The 17,619-nt window shown below is 38.8% G+C and carries 15 protein-coding genes; all 15 read right to left on the bottom strand.

Features of this window, described 5'->3' with window-relative positions:
• Positions 1-90 precede the first annotated feature (90 nt).
• On the bottom strand, positions 91-1,767 hold the full coding sequence (locus BW946_RS02815) for an NADPH-dependent assimilatory sulfite reductase hemoprotein subunit (protein ID WP_076594718.1): 1,677 nt from the start codon (positions 1,765-1,767) through the stop codon (positions 91-93).
• Between the two features lie 33 nt (positions 1,768-1,800).
• Complete coding sequence (locus tag BW946_RS02820) at positions 1,801-3,513, bottom strand: diflavin oxidoreductase (RefSeq protein WP_076594719.1); 1,713 nt, start codon at positions 3,511-3,513, stop codon at positions 1,801-1,803.
• Positions 3,503-4,348 (bottom strand): uroporphyrinogen-III C-methyltransferase, encoded by an 846-nt coding sequence (cobA, locus tag BW946_RS02825; RefSeq protein ID WP_076594720.1) that lies wholly within the window; start codon positions 4,346-4,348, stop codon positions 3,503-3,505. The genes BW946_RS02820 and cobA overlap by 11 nt, the downstream gene beginning before the upstream one ends.
• Positions 4,349-4,371: 23 nt before the next feature.
• On the bottom strand, positions 4,372-5,283 hold the full coding sequence (gene cysK / locus BW946_RS02830; protein WP_076594721.1) for a cysteine synthase A: 912 nt from the start codon (positions 5,281-5,283) through the stop codon (positions 4,372-4,374).
• A gap of 19 nt (positions 5,284-5,302) precedes the next feature.
• Complete coding sequence (epsC, locus tag BW946_RS02835; RefSeq protein WP_076594722.1) at positions 5,303-6,133, bottom strand: serine O-acetyltransferase EpsC; 831 nt, start codon at positions 6,131-6,133, stop codon at positions 5,303-5,305.
• Between the two features lie 5 nt (positions 6,134-6,138).
• Positions 6,139-7,377, bottom strand: coding sequence for a sulfate adenylyltransferase subunit 1 (locus BW946_RS02840; RefSeq protein ID WP_076594723.1), 1,239 nt, complete (start codon positions 7,375-7,377; stop codon positions 6,139-6,141).
• 94 nt (positions 7,378-7,471) lie between these two features.
• Positions 7,472-8,380: a sulfate adenylyltransferase subunit CysD gene (cysD, locus tag BW946_RS02845; RefSeq protein ID WP_076594724.1), complete on the bottom strand. Its 909-nt coding sequence runs from the start codon at positions 8,378-8,380 to the stop codon at positions 7,472-7,474.
• A 12-nt stretch (positions 8,381-8,392) separates the two neighbouring features.
• Entirely contained in the window at positions 8,393-9,106 is a 714-nt protein-coding gene (locus BW946_RS02850; protein ID WP_076594725.1) for a phosphoadenylyl-sulfate reductase, read from the bottom strand.
• Positions 9,107-9,189: 83 nt separating this feature from the next.
• Positions 9,190-9,606, bottom strand: a complete 417-nt coding sequence (locus BW946_RS02855) for an RrF2 family transcriptional regulator (protein WP_076594726.1) — start codon at positions 9,604-9,606, stop codon at positions 9,190-9,192.
• A 255-nt stretch (positions 9,607-9,861) separates the two neighbouring features.
• A complete protein-coding gene (locus BW946_RS02860) occupies positions 9,862-10,305 on the bottom strand; it encodes a GNAT family N-acetyltransferase (protein WP_228402444.1) in 444 nt (147 codons plus the stop codon).
• A 161-nt stretch (positions 10,306-10,466) separates the two neighbouring features.
• Entirely contained in the window at positions 10,467-12,584 is a 2,118-nt protein-coding gene (locus tag BW946_RS02865) for a zinc-dependent metalloprotease (protein ID WP_076594727.1), read from the bottom strand.
• 346 nt (positions 12,585-12,930) lie between these two features.
• The gene (locus tag BW946_RS02875) at positions 12,931-14,196 is read right to left on the bottom strand and encodes an NAD(P)/FAD-dependent oxidoreductase (protein ID WP_076594729.1); all 1,266 of its coding nucleotides are present in this window, start codon (positions 14,194-14,196) and stop codon (positions 12,931-12,933) included.
• A gap of 8 nt (positions 14,197-14,204) precedes the next feature.
• The gene (locus tag BW946_RS02880) at positions 14,205-15,203 is read right to left on the bottom strand and encodes a 4-hydroxyproline epimerase (RefSeq protein WP_076594730.1); all 999 of its coding nucleotides are present in this window, start codon (positions 15,201-15,203) and stop codon (positions 14,205-14,207) included.
• Positions 15,200-16,690 carry an aldehyde dehydrogenase (NADP(+)) gene (locus BW946_RS02885; RefSeq protein WP_076594731.1) on the bottom strand — a complete coding sequence of 497 codons (1,491 nt, stop codon included), beginning with the start codon at positions 16,688-16,690 and terminating at the stop codon, positions 15,200-15,202. Before BW946_RS02885 ends, BW946_RS02880 begins: the two co-directional genes overlap by 4 nt.
• Positions 16,687-17,610: a dihydrodipicolinate synthase family protein gene (locus BW946_RS02890; protein WP_076594732.1), complete on the bottom strand. Its 924-nt coding sequence runs from the start codon at positions 17,608-17,610 to the stop codon at positions 16,687-16,689. The genes BW946_RS02885 and BW946_RS02890 overlap by 4 nt, the downstream gene beginning before the upstream one ends.
• Between the last annotated feature and the right edge of the window lie 9 nt (positions 17,611-17,619).

Raw genomic sequence — 17,619 nt, forward strand, 5'->3', positions numbered from 1 at the left:
AATCAACAACACATACACATTCGTCTCCCTGAATGAAGAGGTTGAGTTTTTTTGTTTTTTTTCAGATCATAATGAAAAGTAGCCATATAATTAATTTAAAGTGTGTAAGTAACGGTATGAAAAATCGCCAAATGTTTCTTCTGCAAGTCTTTTCTGTACATATATTCCGAAAAGTTCATCCAGAGTGGTAAGAATTTCTTCTTCATTAATATTTTCTTTAAATTTTGTGTTCAGTCGCATTCCTAATCGGTCTCCTCCGATGTGAAGGTTATATTTCCCATAAGCTGTCCCAACAAATCCGATTTCAGCATTTGGGGATCTTCCGCAGCCATTAGGACAGCCGGTCATACGGATGGTAATATCTTCTTCCAACAGACCATATTTTTCAAGAATAGGTTCTATTTTCGTGACCAGAGAAGGCAGATAACGCTGAGCTTCAGCCAAAGCCAGTGAACAGGTATTCAGGGCAACACACGCAACAGAGTTTTTACGTAAGGCGCTTGCTCCGCTGGTATATTCAGAAATTCCGTGTTCTTCTAAAATGTTTTCAATTTCGGGCTTATCTTTTTCATCAATGTCAGCCAGGATAAGATTCTGGTTACAGGTAAAACGGAAATTGGCTTTACCCGTCTGTGCGATTTTTAACAAACCTGATTTTAAAGGATATTCTGCTGTATTAAGGATTCTTCCGTGCTCTACAAATACAGTATAAAACCATTTTCCTTCATGATTCTGAATCCAGCCGTAGCGGTCTTTTCTTTGTGTAAAATTAAATTCTCTGGCAGGTTCAAAGCTGAAGCCTGTTCTTTTTTCTACTTCAGCCCTATACTGGTCGATACCCAATTTATCAATTGTGTATTTTAATCTTGATAATTTTCGGTCGCTTCTGTTTCCAAAATCCCTTTGTACTGTGATGATTTCATAGACAGCTTTCAATACTTTTTCTTCGGTATCTACAAATCCAAGGATGGATGCAAGACGTGCGTAGGTAGCTTCATTTCCGTGAGTTGCTCCTAATCCTCCTCCGGCAGCGATATTGTACCCTACAATTTTATCATTTTCGATAATCGCAATTAAGGCAATATCATTGATGAATACATCCACATCATTATTGGGCGGAACAGCAATTCCTATTTTCAGTTTTCTAGGAAGATATCTGTCCTGATACAGAGGATCTTCCTCTGCTTTACGGTCTACCAGAAGTTCATCATCAATCCAGATGTCATAATAAGATTTCGTTTTAGGAAGGCACATTTCACTGATTTTTCCTGCCAGTTCGTAAGCTTCCTGCTGTAAAGGAGATTCCGAAGGATTCGCTGTACAGGTTACATTTCTGTTGACATCTCCACAAGCCGCAATCGAATCCAGATGCTGAAGATTGAAGCTCTGAATAGTAGGTCTTAAATGAGACTTTAATATTCCATGCAGCTGAATGGTTTGTCTTGTGGTTACTTTTATAGTTCCTGTGGAATGATCTTCAGCGGTTTCATTCAATCCTACCCATTGTTGCGGAGTTAAAAAACCACCGGGAAGCCTAAGCCTGATCATGTAAGAATACAGCCATTCCAGTTTTTTAGAGACACGCTCTTCCCTGCGGTCTCTGTCGTCCTGTTGGTACATTCCATGAAATTTGATCAGCGTCTGGTCATCTTCCCTTATGGCTCCGGTAAATTGATCAGCAAGGCTTTCTTTTAAAGTTCCTCTGAGCCCGTTGCTGTTGGTCTTAATCCTTTCTACCGGTGAAAGGTTTTCTTTATCGTTGTTCATAACTTGTTTCCTTTAATTTTTTGAGTACTTCTTTTAATACACATCTTTAGCATATCTGCCACTCAGCTCCATTTCTTCCAGATAGTTAACAGCCTCTTCTTTGCTGCGTTTTCCTTCATTCTGAATAATCGTGAGTAGGGTTTGTTCCACATCATAAGCCATGGGTTCTTTGGCTCCGCATATGTATACGGATGCTCCGCCTTCCAGCCAATAAAATACTTCCTGAGCTTTTTGTTCCAACCTGTGCTGAACGTACACTTTTTCATGGGTATCTCTGGAAAAAGCAAGATCTAAATGTGTTAAGCTGCCTGTTTTAATAAAATCCTGAAGCTCAGCCTGATAAAGAAAATCCGAAACAAAATTTCTGTCCCCGAAAAACAACCAGTTTCTTCCTCCTGCGCCTGTAGCATCACGTTCCCAAAGGAATGATCTGAAAGGTGCAATACCTGTTCCCGGGCCAATCATAATGATATCTTTATCCGCTTCCGGCAGTTTGAAATGTCCAGCCTCCTGAATATAAAATTCCAATTCTTCTCCTTCTTTGAATTCACTCAGAAAACCACTGCATAATCCGTTATGTTTCCGATGGTCAATAAAGAACTCAGATTTGGCAACCGTAATATGAATTTCTGTGTCACCATGAGCTTCCGGAGAAGAAGAGACTGAGTAAAGACGTGGTGCCTGAGCGGTTAATATCTGTAAGATTTCTTCAAACTCATCGGCATTTTTCACCGGATAAATCCTAAGCAGATCAAGAAGGCTTAATCTGACTTCCGGAATGGAGTGTCCCGTTATTTTTGCATATTGAGCCACTACAGATTTAAGCAAATAGCTGATGTTAAGATTTTTATGTAACAATTCTTCAACTGAAGCTGTAACCTTAGATGTTTCTATCTGTTTCTGAGGATCAATTCCTGTCAGCGTAATAATTTCGTCCACTATTTCTTTAGAATTGAAAGGGATTACTCCCAGAGAGGCACCAGGCTGATAACTAAGTGCTTCTTCTGTTTCAATTTCTATATGATAGGTTTCTTTTGCAGACGTAATATCATTGAGATTGATGATGGCTGAAACTTTTCCCTGATATTTCTTTCTTCCGCTAGAAACCTTAGGTGTCGTGATGATTTTTGGACTTTGACCAGCATTTTTATGAACCGTTTCAAATACATGTTCTATCCAGTGAGAAGCTTCCTGCTCGTAATCGATATCACATTTCTTTAATGGAATGATACGCTGAGCACCCAATATTTCAAAACGTGAATCTACATCTTCTCCTGTTTTGCAGAACTGGGGATAGCTGCTGTCTCCCAAGGCGAGTACTCCATATTTAAGTCCGCTAAGATTAATTTCATTTTCATAAATATAATCGTAGAACTTTTTGGCAAGGGCTGGTGGTTCACCTTCTCCCTGAGTGCTGATGACTACGAAAAAGAACTCTTCTTTTGCCAGATCTTTGGGCTTGTATTGGGAAAGGTCAGCCAGTTTCACCTGAAGTCCTTTTTTCTTAACGATACCTGCCAGTGTGGTAGCCAGTTTTTTGCTGTTTCCGGTTTCTGTTCCGTAAGCGAGTGTTATTTTCTTTACAGCATTCTGTGCAATAGTATTCGTTTGCTGTGGTGGTAAAACGGCTGTGAGTGCTGACACTCCGGCAATACCTGCCAGATATCCGCTTGCCCATATAGCTTCATCTCGGGAAAGGTCTCCGGAGATTTGTTTTAATACATTTAATTTAGTTTCAGACAGCATATTCAAAGAAATTTTGAGTTGTTGGGATTAAGCTTCCGTTTTCCACTGATTTGAAGTAAAGGCCTTCCTGCTCGGCATTTTCCAGCCATGAAAACTCTTCGTGAAGGTTGACAATTTTACCAATAACAACCAATGAAGGTGAAGCAAAGTTTTTGTCTCCGAATTTTTCATTAAAATCATCAAATGATGAAGTGTATACCTTTTGATAAGGTGTTGTAGCCTGTTCAATGACTGCAATTTTTTTATCACTTGAAATCCCTAGCTGTATAAGCTTTTCGACAAGAGGAGTAAGATTTCCTTTAGACATGTAGAAAACAAGGGTATCATTGGTCAAAGCAAGCTCTTTCCAGTATTCTTCACTTACGATTTCCGATTTATAATAGGTCAGAAAACGAACGGATGTAGAGTACCCTCTTGCCGTTAAAGGCATCCCTGCAAATGCAGCTGCTCCTAACGCCGCTGTAATTCCCGGAATAATTTCGTAGGGAATATGATTTTCTTTTAAAGCCTGTAACTCATCAAGAATATTCGAGAATATGGAAACATCTCCCCCTTTGAGTCTTACAATGGTTTTATTCTGAAGAGCATATTCCACCATCAAAGTATTGATATGAGATTGAGGGGTGGAAGCATTTTTACTGCATTCTTTTCCTACATAAATGATTTCTGTGTTTTTATTAACGTAGGCTTCCAGAATCTCGGGGCTTACAAGGCGGTCACATAAAACGACATCAGCTTCTGCGATTGCTTTTACTGCTTTTACGGTGATCAGTTCAGGGTTGCCGGGTCCTGCACCGATAAGGTAAACCTTTGGTGATTTTATATTTGTTTTCATTGAAGTAGTTGTTAATTAAGGGTTTAAAAGAGTCCCTCTACCGACAGATATCTTTCTCCGGTATCGTAATTGATGGTAAGGATTTTAGCGTTAGGCGGTATTTGCGGTAAATGTTTGGCGATGGCTGCTAAAGAGGCTCCAGTAGAAACTCCGACAAAAAGGCCTTCTTTTTTAGCTGCCTTAAGCGCGTATTCATAAGCTTCTTCTTTGCCTACTGTAATTACTCCATCTAAAAGGGTAATATCCAGGATAGAAGGTACAAAGCCTGCTCCCAATCCCTGTAATGGATGTGGCGCGGGGCTTCCTCCGCTTAAAACAGGTGATAATTCCGGTTCTACGGCGAAAACTTTTACGTTTGGATATTTTTCTTTAACCACTTTTGCAATTCCGGTGATATGTCCTCCGGTTCCTACTCCGGTAATGATATAATCCAAGCCGTCCGGGAAGTCTTTTAGAATTTCCTGAGCTGTGGTTTCTACATGTACTTTTACATTAGCAGGATTGTCAAACTGTCTTGGAATCCATGAATTGGGGGTTTCTTCAGCCAGTTCATTGGCTTTTTCAATAGCACCTTTCATCCCTTTTTCTCTTGGAGTAAGCACGAATTCTGCCCCGTAAGCTTCCATGATTTTGCGGCGTTCTATACTCATGCTTTCCGGCATGACAAGAATGAGTTTGTATCCTTTTACAGCAGCTACCAAAGCAAGACCTATTCCCGTATTTCCGCTTGTAGGTTCTATAATGACGCTGTCCTTATTTAATAATCCTTTGGCTTCTGCATCTTCAATCATTGCTAGTCCAATTCTGTCTTTAATGCTTCCGCCCGGATTGCTTTTTTCAAGTTTGATCCAGATTTCATGATCTGAACTGAAGAGTTTATTAATTTTCACGACGGGTGTATTTCCGATCGTTTCTAATGCATTCTGAAACTTCATATCTATCTATTTTTATTTTTTAAATTACAAAGGTTAAAGATTCCGGTAAAGAACTATTATCCTTTATTTTTATTTCACTTTTATGGTAGACCAGAGAATTGGCGGGAACATCCTGTGTTACCCAGACATTTCCTCCTATGATACTTTCTCTGCCTATGGTGGTTTCGCCTCCCAGAATGGTAGCTCCCGAATAGATAATCACATCATCTTCAATATTGGGATGTCTTTTCTGATGGGCTTTTTCTTTGGAAACATTCAATGCTCCTAGGGTAACGCCCTGATAGATTTTGACATTGTTTCCGATAACCGTTGTTTCTCCGATCACGATTCCTGTTCCGTGATCAATGAAAAAAGACTTTCCAATGGTGGCTCCCGGATGTATATCAATTCCGGTTTTACTGTGGGCATATTCTGAAATAACCCGTGGTAAAATTTTCACTTCCTGAATCCAGAGCTGATGCGAAATACGGTAGACATACGTGGCAAAAAAGCCGGGATATGCCAGGTATACTTCTTCCAGAGAATCGGCGGCAGGATCAAATTCCAGAATAGATTTTGCATCCAGCACCAACTGATCATACAGTTCCGGCAAAACTTCATAAAACTTACCGACCTGTTTTTCAGTAAGGATTTTATCTCCTGTTACAATATTAATCAGATCATAAAGTGTTTTCTGAATGGCTTCAAAATTTTTTTTCAGCTGATCTTCAGTATTGTCACTCTGAGGAAGGAAAAGTGTTTCATACAAATCCTTTACCCATTTTTTTGTCTTTATTTTATCAAAGAATCCATGAATATTATTTTGTTTGGTCTGATGAATTCTTTGAATTAATTGATCGGAAATTGCCATTTTTTCTATTGAATTATACAGGCTGCTACCGTTGAATTGGACGTTTCATCCACCAAAATGGCAGAGCCTGTTGTTTTATTATTAGTAAAACTGTCATAGACCAAAGGCTGTGCCGTTCGGAGGGTAACTTTCACAATTTCATTCAGTTTAATTTCGCCATCGGCCTGTTCCCGGACAAGGGTATTGACATTGATCTTGTAATCTACCTCTTTTACAACTGCTTTTACAAGTCTGCTGTTCTGCTGCAAAAGGTATTTATTCCCCGGCTGCAGAGGTTTCTGATCCAGCCAGCATAAAAGAATTTCAAGGTCTTTTTCCACAGCGGGAAAATGTTCTTCCGTAGTAAAAATATCTCCGCGGCTGACATCTACATCATGAGCGAGATGGATAACGGCAGGCTGACCTTCAAAAGCTTCTTCTTTTTCAATCCCATTGATCTCAATTTTGCTGATTTCAGTGGTCAGATCTGCGGGAAGAATATGAATTTTGTCTCCTTTTGTGAACTTTCCGCTTAAAATTTGTCCGGCATAGCCTCTGTAATCATGGAGTTCTTCAGTCTGAGGACGAATTACATACTGAACCTGGAAACGGCTTCCGTTATTTTTTTCTTCGTGCAGCTTTACTTCTTCAAGATATTCGAGAAGGGAATTTCCTTCATACCAGTCTGTTCTGGAAGATTTTGAAACAATATTGTCTCCTTTCAATGCTGATATCGGGAAGTAGCTTACCTCATTTAATCCCAGATTTTCTGCAATTTTTGCATATTCTGATTTTATATTTTCAAAAACTTCTTCGGAATAGTCTACCATATCCATTTTGTTGATGGCTACAGCTACTTTTTTCAGTTGTAATAAAGAGGCGATGATAGAGTGTCTTCTGGTCTGCTCAATCACACCTTTTCTTGCGTCAATCAGAATAACCATCAAATCAGAGTTGGATGCTCCGGTGATCATATTACGGGTATATTGCACGTGTCCTGGAGCATCTGCAATGATAAATTTTCTTTTTGCGGTTGAAAAATAGCGGTAAGCAACATCAATCGTAATTCCCTGTTCTCTTTCAGCACGAAGACCATCCGTTAAAAGGGCGAGGTCTACTCCGTCTTCATTTTTATTTTTGGAATGTTTTTCAAGGACTTCCAACTGGTCCTGCAAAATACTTTTGCTATCGTAAAGCAGTCTGCCGATAAGGGTACTTTTACCGTCATCTACGCTTCCTGCTGTTATAAATCTTAATATATCCATCCGATTGTAATTATAAATGATAAGTGATAAATTATGAATGATAATTGATAAAAATGCTTTGTGTAGTCATTAATCAATTATCTTTTATCATTGATTAAAAATAGCCTCCTTTTTTTCGGTCTTCCATGGCGGCTTCTGTTACCCTGTCATCAATTCTGGTTTCCCCACGTTCTGAAATTCTGGTGGCTACAATTTCTTCGATAACAGCATCTATTGTTACAGCATTGGATTCTACAGCTGCAGTGCACGTCATATCTCCTACGGTACGGTAACGGATTTTCTTTGTGGTGATAATATCCTCTGGTTCTAGCACAACGTGGGAAGAATTGGCCAGCCACTGTCCGTTAAAGTCGATCACTTCTCTTTCATGCGAAAAATAGATGGAAGGCAGTGCAATTTTTTCTCTTCGGATATAGTTCCAGATATCAAGCTCTGTCCAGTTGCTGATTGGGAAAACTCTTACATTTTCTCCTTTATGGATCTTTCCGTTGAAAATATTCCAAAGCTCAGGACGCTGAAGTTTAGGATCCCACTGTCCGAATTCATCACGAACGGAGAAGATCCTTTCTTTAGCTCTTGCCTTTTCCTCATCTCTTCTGGCGCCTCCTATACAGGCATCGAATTCAAATTCTTCAATCGTATCAAGAAGTGTATAGGTTTGCAGCCAGTTTCTGCTTGGGAATTTACCTTTAGCCTCAGTCAGTTTTTTACTTTTTATGGTGTCTTCCACTTTTCTGACTACCAGATCTACATCTAACTGTTTTACCAGCTGATCACGAAAATCCAGTACCTCCTGAAAGTTATGCCCGGTGTCTACATGAACAAATGTAAAAGGGATTTTCCCGTGGAAGAAAGCCTTTCTTGCCAGATGAGCCAGTACAATGCTGTCTTTTCCTCCACTGAATAGTAAAGCAGGACGTTCAAACTGACCCGCAACTTCTCTTAATATATAAATAGATTCGGCTTCCAGCTGATCTAAATAGTTTAACTGATGTATTGACATTTTTTTCTTTTTTTATTGATGAATATGCAGACCGCATTCTTTTTTGTTGGCATCTTCCCACCACCAGCGGCCGGCTCTGAAATCTTCCCCTTCTTTGATGGCTCTGGTACAGGGTTCACATCCTATGCTTACAAAACCCTTTTTATGGAGGTGATTGTAAGGTAAGTGATGATCTTTTACGTATGCTGTCACCTGTTCTGTGGTCCAGTGAAGAATGGGATGAAATTTTATGATCTTATTATCCGGATCCCATTCCAGCTGCGGCATGTTCTTTCGGTTGGGAGAATGTTCGGATCTCAAACCTGTAATCCATACTTTATAGCCTTCCAGTGCTTTTTTTAAAGGGTGAACCTTTCGGATAGTACAGCATGCTTTCCTGTTTTCTACAGATTGGTAGAACGAATCAGGGCCATTTTCTGTAACAAATTTTCTGAGCTCTTCCGTATCCGGATAATAGGCTTTGATGTTCTTTTTAAAGAAATCCTTCGTAGATGTCCAGGTTTCATAGGTCTGCTCAAAGAGTCTTCCTGTATCCAAAGTGAAGATTTCAATATTTAAATCTTTTATCAGATGAGTGATGACCTGATCTTCATAACTGAAACTGGTTGAAAAGATCACTTTTCCCGGGAATCTTTCAGTCAGTATTTGCAGCCCATTAGTTTGAATAGAAGCTTCAGAAGCCTCTTTTACAAGATTTTCGAATTCATTTTTCAGACTGTTTTCCATTTTGAATTGAGATTTAAGTCTTGCAAATATATATAAAATTCTATAACTCCTATCAAAATAGTAGAATTTAAATGTAAAAAATTTTATTTTTCATTGATAAACTTTGTCAGAGTGGCTTCCATCATACTTTTTCTGGTTTTTTCACGAACGATGATTAATTCTTTTCTCAGATAGCAGATTGCTTCATCAACACAATCATCGCATGGTTCGTAAAAATTTAAAGATACACAAGGCGTAAGTGCAATGGGTCCGTCAAAAATACGGTAAATATCTGCTAATGAGACCTCATCTGGTGATTTTAAAAGATAATACCCTCCTATTTTACCCTGCTTGCTGTTGACAAGTTTGGCTCTTTTAAGTTCAAGAAGGATTTGTTCCAGAAATTTCTTGGGAATGTTTTCGTCCTGTGCAATAATGGAAGTTGGCAGAAAGCCCTGGTTATAATTCCTTGCTAATCTGACCATTGCTTTAAGCGCATATTTGCAACGTTTCGACATCATAATTTCTGCAAGTTATGATAAATTATTGTATAAATGAAATGTTTTTATAGCTGAAGAGTTTGTATTTTAACACAAAAGTCACAAAAGATTTTAAAACACTTAAATTGATTTTAAGTAACAGATAAATTGCTGAGAAGTTCACTAAAGCTTAAAAAAATCTTTGATTTTTTATTGCCTGAGATTATTTTAGTCTAAAAATATGCACAAGCATTTGTGTAAATCTGTGAAATCTGGGGAAAAAAGTACTCAGTAAGTTCACTTTTTTTGCAATATAAAGTAAGCCAGTTCTCTGTCTTCTCGCGCAAGGTTTTCAATTCTGCCGAAACCGCTTTTCAGCAGTACTTTCTGAGATCCGACATTATCAAGATCGGTTACGGCAACGATATCTTTCTTATGATTTAATGAAGAGCAATAGTCAACAAGTGCTTTACATACTTCTGTCCCGAATCCTTTACCCCAGTAATTTTTGCCTAAGGTATATCCTATTTCTATCTGTTCTGGGTTGTCTAGGAAGATTCTTGCCAGGCACATTCCTACAAAATCCTGATTCTGAGCATTAAATATTCCCCATCTGCTGAATGGGCTTTCCTTGTAACTGCCCAATGCTTTGTCAAACATTTCTTTATACTCTTCAGGAGTTTTGTAAGGAAGATATCGGGTAACGTTTTCATTTTCAAAAAGAGTAGAGAATAAAGGAATTCTTCAGATGTAAATTCACGGATGATAATCCTGTCGTTTTTATACTGCATTGAAATGTAATTACAGAATAAAAATACGTAAATAAATGAAGAATTGCTCATAAACAGGATAAAAAATTGGGCTTACAAATTAAGCCCAATCAACTGCATATGAATACTGAACTATTTTTTAATGAATTTCTGGGAAGATTTCCCTAAAGAAGTTTCAATATCAATTAAATAAGTTCCGCTCTGGCAGTTTTTAAGATCAACTTTATGGCCAGTAACCGGAGCATTAATCTTTCTTCCTGACAAATCATAAACAGTAACTGATTTAATTTCTCCTTTTGTTTTAATATTCAATACATCAGAAACCGGATTTGGATAGATAGATGTTTCTGAGTTTGTTGTATCAACGTCTGCAGTGGATAATAGTGTACAAGGTGTTGTAATACTGCCATATGGTTGTGTATTATATCTAAACTCAGTTACAGAATAACCGGAACCATTGGCCCCAACAATCAGTTTGAAATAGCCGTTAATATTGTAGCCTTCGAATTGGTTTCTAAAACCAACATAGGCTGTTTTACCAGACCAGGTAGTATATGTAGGAGTGTACACGTCAAGCTGTCCGGGAGTACCAATTGGGTAACCTATATTATTTGCATTAGTTATAGTGGTGCAGGCTGGAATTAAACTGATATTTCTTGTTCCTGTTTCACATACTAATCCTTTCCAATAAGTTTCCAATTTTAATTGATTTGCGCCATAGTACCAAGCGCCATATCCTGCATCATCACTAAGCTCCGGGTTAATGATAAAATATTTCCATGGAGCTCCGGAGTTGGTTGTTACGGTTGTTGCTATTGGGTTGGCATAGCTTTCCAGAGGAGTCCCTGTAACTATTTTATAAGGATCTTTATAAGAAAAAGTTAATGCTAAAGCTGTCGTTGACCCTAGTGAAGTTGTGCCTCCTGTTATAGCTGGATTCAGGAATGTAATTGATGAATTCAGGACCTGACTTTTGGGATGACTGGTTGCAGCACCATTTATGGTAAGTGTAGCAGTTGTTGGGCTTGTAACTACTATCGCTGCTGTTAGTCCTGCTGGTAATGAAGACGTGAAATGTGTTCCTGCTGTAAGAGTTGTTCCATTGGGTACGGCAAATGTTGCTGAATTTAGTGTAATTGTTGATGTAGGAGCAGAGGCTACTGTTCCATCTAATGACACCCTACCGCTATTGTCTAAGTTCTCTGTAAATGTACTGTTGCTAAGCGTTAGCCTAGGTGGCGTATTAGCAACTCCGGTTGCTGCTAAGTTGGCAGGCTTCCATAAATTTATTCTTGAAGGATGGTTTAATGCTGCCAGCATTCTGTTAACCTGTCCATTGGTAAACATTTTATAACAACCGGCAGAACCATTGTATCCCATATAGTTTTCAACATTTACTTTTTGTCCAAGACAATTGTTACCCGCTGTACATCCTAATCCTGAAGACATATTTTCTACAGGAGTGTCTGCAACTCCATCCCCATCATTACCTGGATTTGAAGTTGAACAAAGAACATTGAACGTGTGTTGAAGATTGAGCCAATGCCCAAATTCGTGAGTGAATGTATCAGAAAATTCGTTTGAAGCTACTGTTCCTGCAGCATTAAATATATAACGTCCATTATAAACAACTCTGGCTGTATTTACTGAAGTCATGTATGAATCCGGATACCAGGCAACTCCTGATTGATATAAATCCTTATTAGCATATAGGTCATTTTGGATATACACATTCATATACTTTGTATTATCCCAAGCATCGGTGCCAATTTCTGCATCATATCCGCCTCCGTTGCCATATCCGCCTTTGAAAGGGTGAAATACTACTCCACTTGTTGCTTTTCCGGTTGGATCAATTTTAGCTAATCGAAATTCAATGCTTAAAGCTCCTCTGATAGATTGGAAGTCAGGATCTACAGTGTTTGAATCAGTGTTAATTCCATTGAAATTTAAGTTGATTTGTTCCAGTAAGTCAACTACTTTTTGGTAATTTACTTTTACATTACTTTGAGATTCTCCATACACATGAAAAACCACAGGGATGATGTAGGTTGGATTGCTGATCCTATTATTCAATGAATTTTTGTTTGATCCCATTTTTTTTATGAAATCTTGAGTGTATTTTTCAAATTTTTCATATTCAGCCTTAGATTCAGGATGCAGTTCAAAATGTTTTTTCATCATTTCATCTGCTTTACACTCATGAGGTCTGTTTTCTTGAGCAAAACCTATTATTGGAAATAGGGACATAATTAATAATGATTTAAATTTCATGGTTTTTTGGATTTGTGTGTTAATAAATTATTTGAATAATCAAATTGTTTTGGACTTAAAAATGTTTTGATTGTCTCTATATAGTCTTAGTTTTTAAAAGTTATATCATTAATAAGATGTTTTGTAAGAAACATTTCTAATTTTTTAGTGCTTTCAGATACAGCTTTGGAATTTGTTTGGGATGGCTCCAATGGTTCTGATTTTTTGCTTTCACAGGGATAGCAAAATAAGAACCCGATAAAAAATGCAATCTTCATAATAGGATGCATTGCAAGAGTTCGTGTTTTCATAAATAATAATTTTGTGTGTTATGTGATGTTTTTTAACTAAATCTTTCAGGGTTGAATATCTTTATCTCAACCGTTGGCTTTTGGTCATTGGCAAGCTCTGAAACTGTTTTCCCGAAAATAGGCCCGAGACTTAACCCCATCATTCCACCGCCTCCCGCAATAATCAGATTGTTCAATTTGGAAGATTGTCCTAAGTAAGGAAGTCCGTCCGGGGCACAGGGTCTGTATCCAAACCAGATTTCAGATTCTTTGGGTATTTTAACCCGGAAATCCGGCAAATAGCCAGGAATAGACCTAACGATTCCTTCTACTCTTCTCATATTAATTTTATCCTGGTGTGAAGCCAGTTCCATAGTTCCGCCAAAGCGGATCTGCCCGTTCATAGGGGTAACTGCAACTCTCGCTTCAAGTAATAAGGCAGCATGTTCCAAGGTATTGAGTGGGTTTTCTGGCTTGTGCATGAATGAATATCCTTTCCCAGGCATTAATTGAATTTTAATACCTGCTTTTTGAGCAAGTTCAGGTAAGAATGAACCTCCCGTCATGATAAACCTGTCTGCGGTAAACTGCTTATCATTGGCAATAACAGCCTTAATATGGTTTCCGAAAGTTTCAAAACCTGTTACTTTGTGAAGGGGATGAAAAATTACGCCATTATTTTTAAGATAAGAGATCATTTGTTTCATCAGTTTCATGGGATTCATATGCCCGTCACATCTATAATTGACTCCTCCGATAACATCCAATTGGGTATTGGGTTCTAGCTTCTGAATTCCCTTTTTATCCAGAATATCAACGGGTAATCCCATCTTAATTGCTTTGTGGGCTAGTTCTATCTCTTCCTGTGCAACTTTCTCTGTTTTATAAAGCATCAAAATGCCATTCTGATGAAGTTCAAAATCAAATTCATCTTTTTGTGCAATCTCATTATAAAGTCTGCTGCTTGCCAGGTTAAGATCCCTGATGGCAGCCGCAGAATGATCAACATGTTTCTGGTTGGAATGTTTCAGAAACTTCAATCCCCAGGATATCAGGTTGGCATTGAGTGAGGGCTTTACATAAAACGGACTTTTACTATCAAACATCCATCGTATTCCCTGTGCAACAACTCCCGGAGCTGCCAATGGTGTAAAATGGCTGGGTACAATCATTCCTGCATTGCCATAAGAACAGTTGTCAGTAAGGTCATTCTGTTCCAGAATCTCCACCTGCCAGCCTTTTTGTAAAAGATAATAAGCTGAACTTAATCCTGCTATTCCTGCACCGATAATAAGTGCTTTTCCTTTATTTTGTGTCATATATTTATTTACATAACCTGAAATCCCTGCCAATAAGGATCTTCATCATCAATGATAATATGATTGTACCCCGTAATTCTTGCCCAGCCTTCTACTGACGGAACAATCGCTGCTCTTCCATCAATAGTTGTGGCTTCTTCAATTCTCCCGATAAACTGAGAACCGATATAGCTTTCATGAATAAATTCTTCCCCTTCCTTCAGTTTTCCCTTAGCATACCACTGAGCCATTCTTGCAGATGTTCCTGTACCACATGGTGAACGGTCTAAGGCATTTTCACCTACCAATACCGCATTTCTTCCGCTGGCTTTAGGATCAGTAGGTTTACCTGTCCACTGAATATGACTTAATCCGGTAATATGTTCTATTTCAGGATGGATGAACTGATATTTTTCATTGAGTAATTTCCTGATAAGTTTTCCATAATGGATGAGCTGGCTGGCTGTAAAATCAGAAATATCTCTGAAGTTTTCCTGAGGATCTATAATAGCATAGAAGTTCCCGCCATAAGCCACATCGGCTCTTATAATTCCAAGATCCGGACATTCAACTTCAAGGTTTTCAGCATATAGGAAAGATTTTACATTGGTCAGTTTTACAGACTTAACTTTTTTCCCTTCCTGTACATAATCTATGAGGATAAGCCCTGCAGGCGTTTCCAGTCGTAATTTTCCAGGAATTTTGGGAACAACAAGACCTTCTTCAATGGCAATGGTAACCGTTCCGATGGTTCCGTGTCCGCACATGGGAAGACATCCGCTGGTTTCAATATATAAAACCCCGATATCGTTATTTTCATCTACAGGAGGATACAGAATACTTCCGCTCATCATGTCATGACCGCGGGGTTCAAACATTAATCCTTTTCTAATCCAGTCGTATTCTTGCATGAAATGCAGCCTGCGTTCCATCATGGAATTCCCTTTTAAAATGGGTGCTCCTCCCGCAATAAGACGTACAGGACATCCACAGGTGTGTGAATCTATACAAAAAAATGTTCTGTTCATGTGGTCTGTATATTTAATGATTCTGAATTCATTACTCCATCCACCATTCTGCTGATTTGTAATGGGTTGCTGTTTTTTAATTCTTCGGGTAGAAATTCATCCGGCCAGTTCTGGAAAGAAATTGGACGAACAAAGCGTTTGACGGCATCCGGTCCTACGGAGGTAAAACGGGAATCGGTAGTAGAAGGAAACGGTCCTCCATGCTGCATGCCATACACAACCTCTACTCCTGTAGGCATTCCGTTGAATAATAATCTTCCGCACTTATCTTTAAGAAGATTGATCAGTTTACTATTCTCACGCACGTCTTCATTGGTAGCCGCAATAGTAATCGTTAATTGTCCTTTTAACTGTTGAGCAATTTTCCTAAGCTCTTCGTCAGTTTCACATGCTACAACAATACCAAACGGACCAAAGACTTCTTCACTTAATACCGGATTATTCATGAAATTACTGGCACTGGTTGTTATCACTGAAGCATTTCCATATGAGCCTTCTGTTTCAGTATGTGCTGATGCAATCAATTCAACATTGGGTTGTGCTATCGCTGTATTTTTATTTTTCTCGAAGCTTTCAAATATACCTTTATGAAGCATATGGGCAGGAGCAACATTTTGAATTTCCACTTTTAAAGTACTGATAAAACGGTCAAGTGGTTTCCCTTTCAATGCAATAAACACTCCCGGATTGGTACAAAATTGCCCTACTCCCAGCGTTAAAGAAGCAATATATTCCTTCGCTAATACTTCTGCTTTGGTTTCAAGCAAGTATTGCAGGGCAAATACAGGATTAATACTTCCCATTTCTGCAAATACCGGAATAGGATTATCACGGCGGTTGGCAATATCAAACAAAGCTTTTCCACCATTGAAAGAGCCGGTAAATGCAACAGCCTGGATGTCCGGATGCTGGGTCAGATAAGCGCCAATCTCGTAAGATTTCCCTGTAATATGGCTAAAAATTCCTTCTGGCCATCCGAAAGCTTTAACGGTTGCAGTTATAACATCAGCCATTATCTGTGAAGTCTGTGGATGTGCCGGATGTGCTTTTATAATGACAGAACAGCCTGCTCCAATTGCACTCGCAGTATCACCACCCGCTGTAGAAAATGCAAAAGGAAAATTACTGGCTCCGAAAACGACTACAGGTCCAATGCCTACATTGTATTTCCGGAGATCTCCTTTTTGCTTTTCAGGCTGAGAAAGATCAATTCTGGCTTCTGTATAGATTCCGGCAGATACTGCTTTTGCATAGCTTCTCCATTGTCCCGCAGTTCTGGCCTTTTCACCGGTAAGTCTGGCTAATGGTAATGACGTTTCGGAATGAGCGGCTGTTAAAAGCTCATCCCCCAAAGCTTCAATCTGATCCGCAACAGCATTCATAAATTCAGCCCTTTCATTGATGGTGGTATTCTTCAGGAACTGAAAGGCTTCAACAGCCAATTGAATTCTTCTGTCAATATTTTGTGTTGATGCTTCTTCAATCATAATTGTTTTTCCGGAGTTAATAGTAACGGACGTTTAGCTATACCTTCTTCAATAATTTTTTGAATCTTTTCCGCTTCTTTTCCATGAAGTTCAAGACGTGGCGCTCTCACATAAGGACTGCTTATTCCTTCCGCTGTTGCTGCCAGCTTAATATACTGGATTAGTTTAGGGTGAATGTCAAGTTCCAGCAACGGCATAAACCATCTGTAGATGGCTACAGCTTTGTCATATTCGCCTGTTTTAACATAGTTGTACATGGCCATAGTTTCGTTAGGAAAAGCATCTACAAGACCTGCCACAAGACCGTCTGCTCCAAGCATCAGGGTTTCCAGACAAATCGTATCTACCCCTCCTAGAATTTTGATTCTTTTTCCAAAGCGGTTAATCATTCTGGTTACATTCGCCAGATCTCTTGTCGATTCTTTAACGGCCTGAATGGTTGGATATTCAATAAGTTCCTCAAACATTTCAAGGGTAACATATATTCCATAATCTACGGGATTGTTATAGATAAGAATAGGAAGATCTGTAGCAGAAGCAACTGCTTTGAAATATTCAACAACTTCATGGCTGTCTGCTTTATAGCGCATCGGAGGAAGAAGCATCAGTCCGTCTGCTCCAAATTCTTTGGCTTTCTGAGCAAAGTTAACTGCATTTTTGGTTGTATTTTCAGAAAGGTTAAGAATGACAGGAATTCTACCTTGTGTTATCTTTTTCGCATATTTCAGCAGTTCAAATTTTTCTTCCGTTTCCAAAGCGCTGGCTTCTCCCAATGTTCCAGCGAGGATAATTCCGTGAACGCCAGCTTTAATCTGTGCTTCCGTATTGATGGCAAACATTTCAAAGTCTATCTCACCTTCTTTTGTAAAAGGCGTTAATACAGCGGGATAAATACCTTCCCAGTTTAGTTTTGTACTCATATCAAATAA

It is taken from the genome of Chryseobacterium sp. RU33C, from assembly GCF_900156015.1.
Taxonomy (GTDB): domain Bacteria; phylum Bacteroidota; class Bacteroidia; order Flavobacteriales; family Weeksellaceae; genus Chryseobacterium; species Chryseobacterium candidae.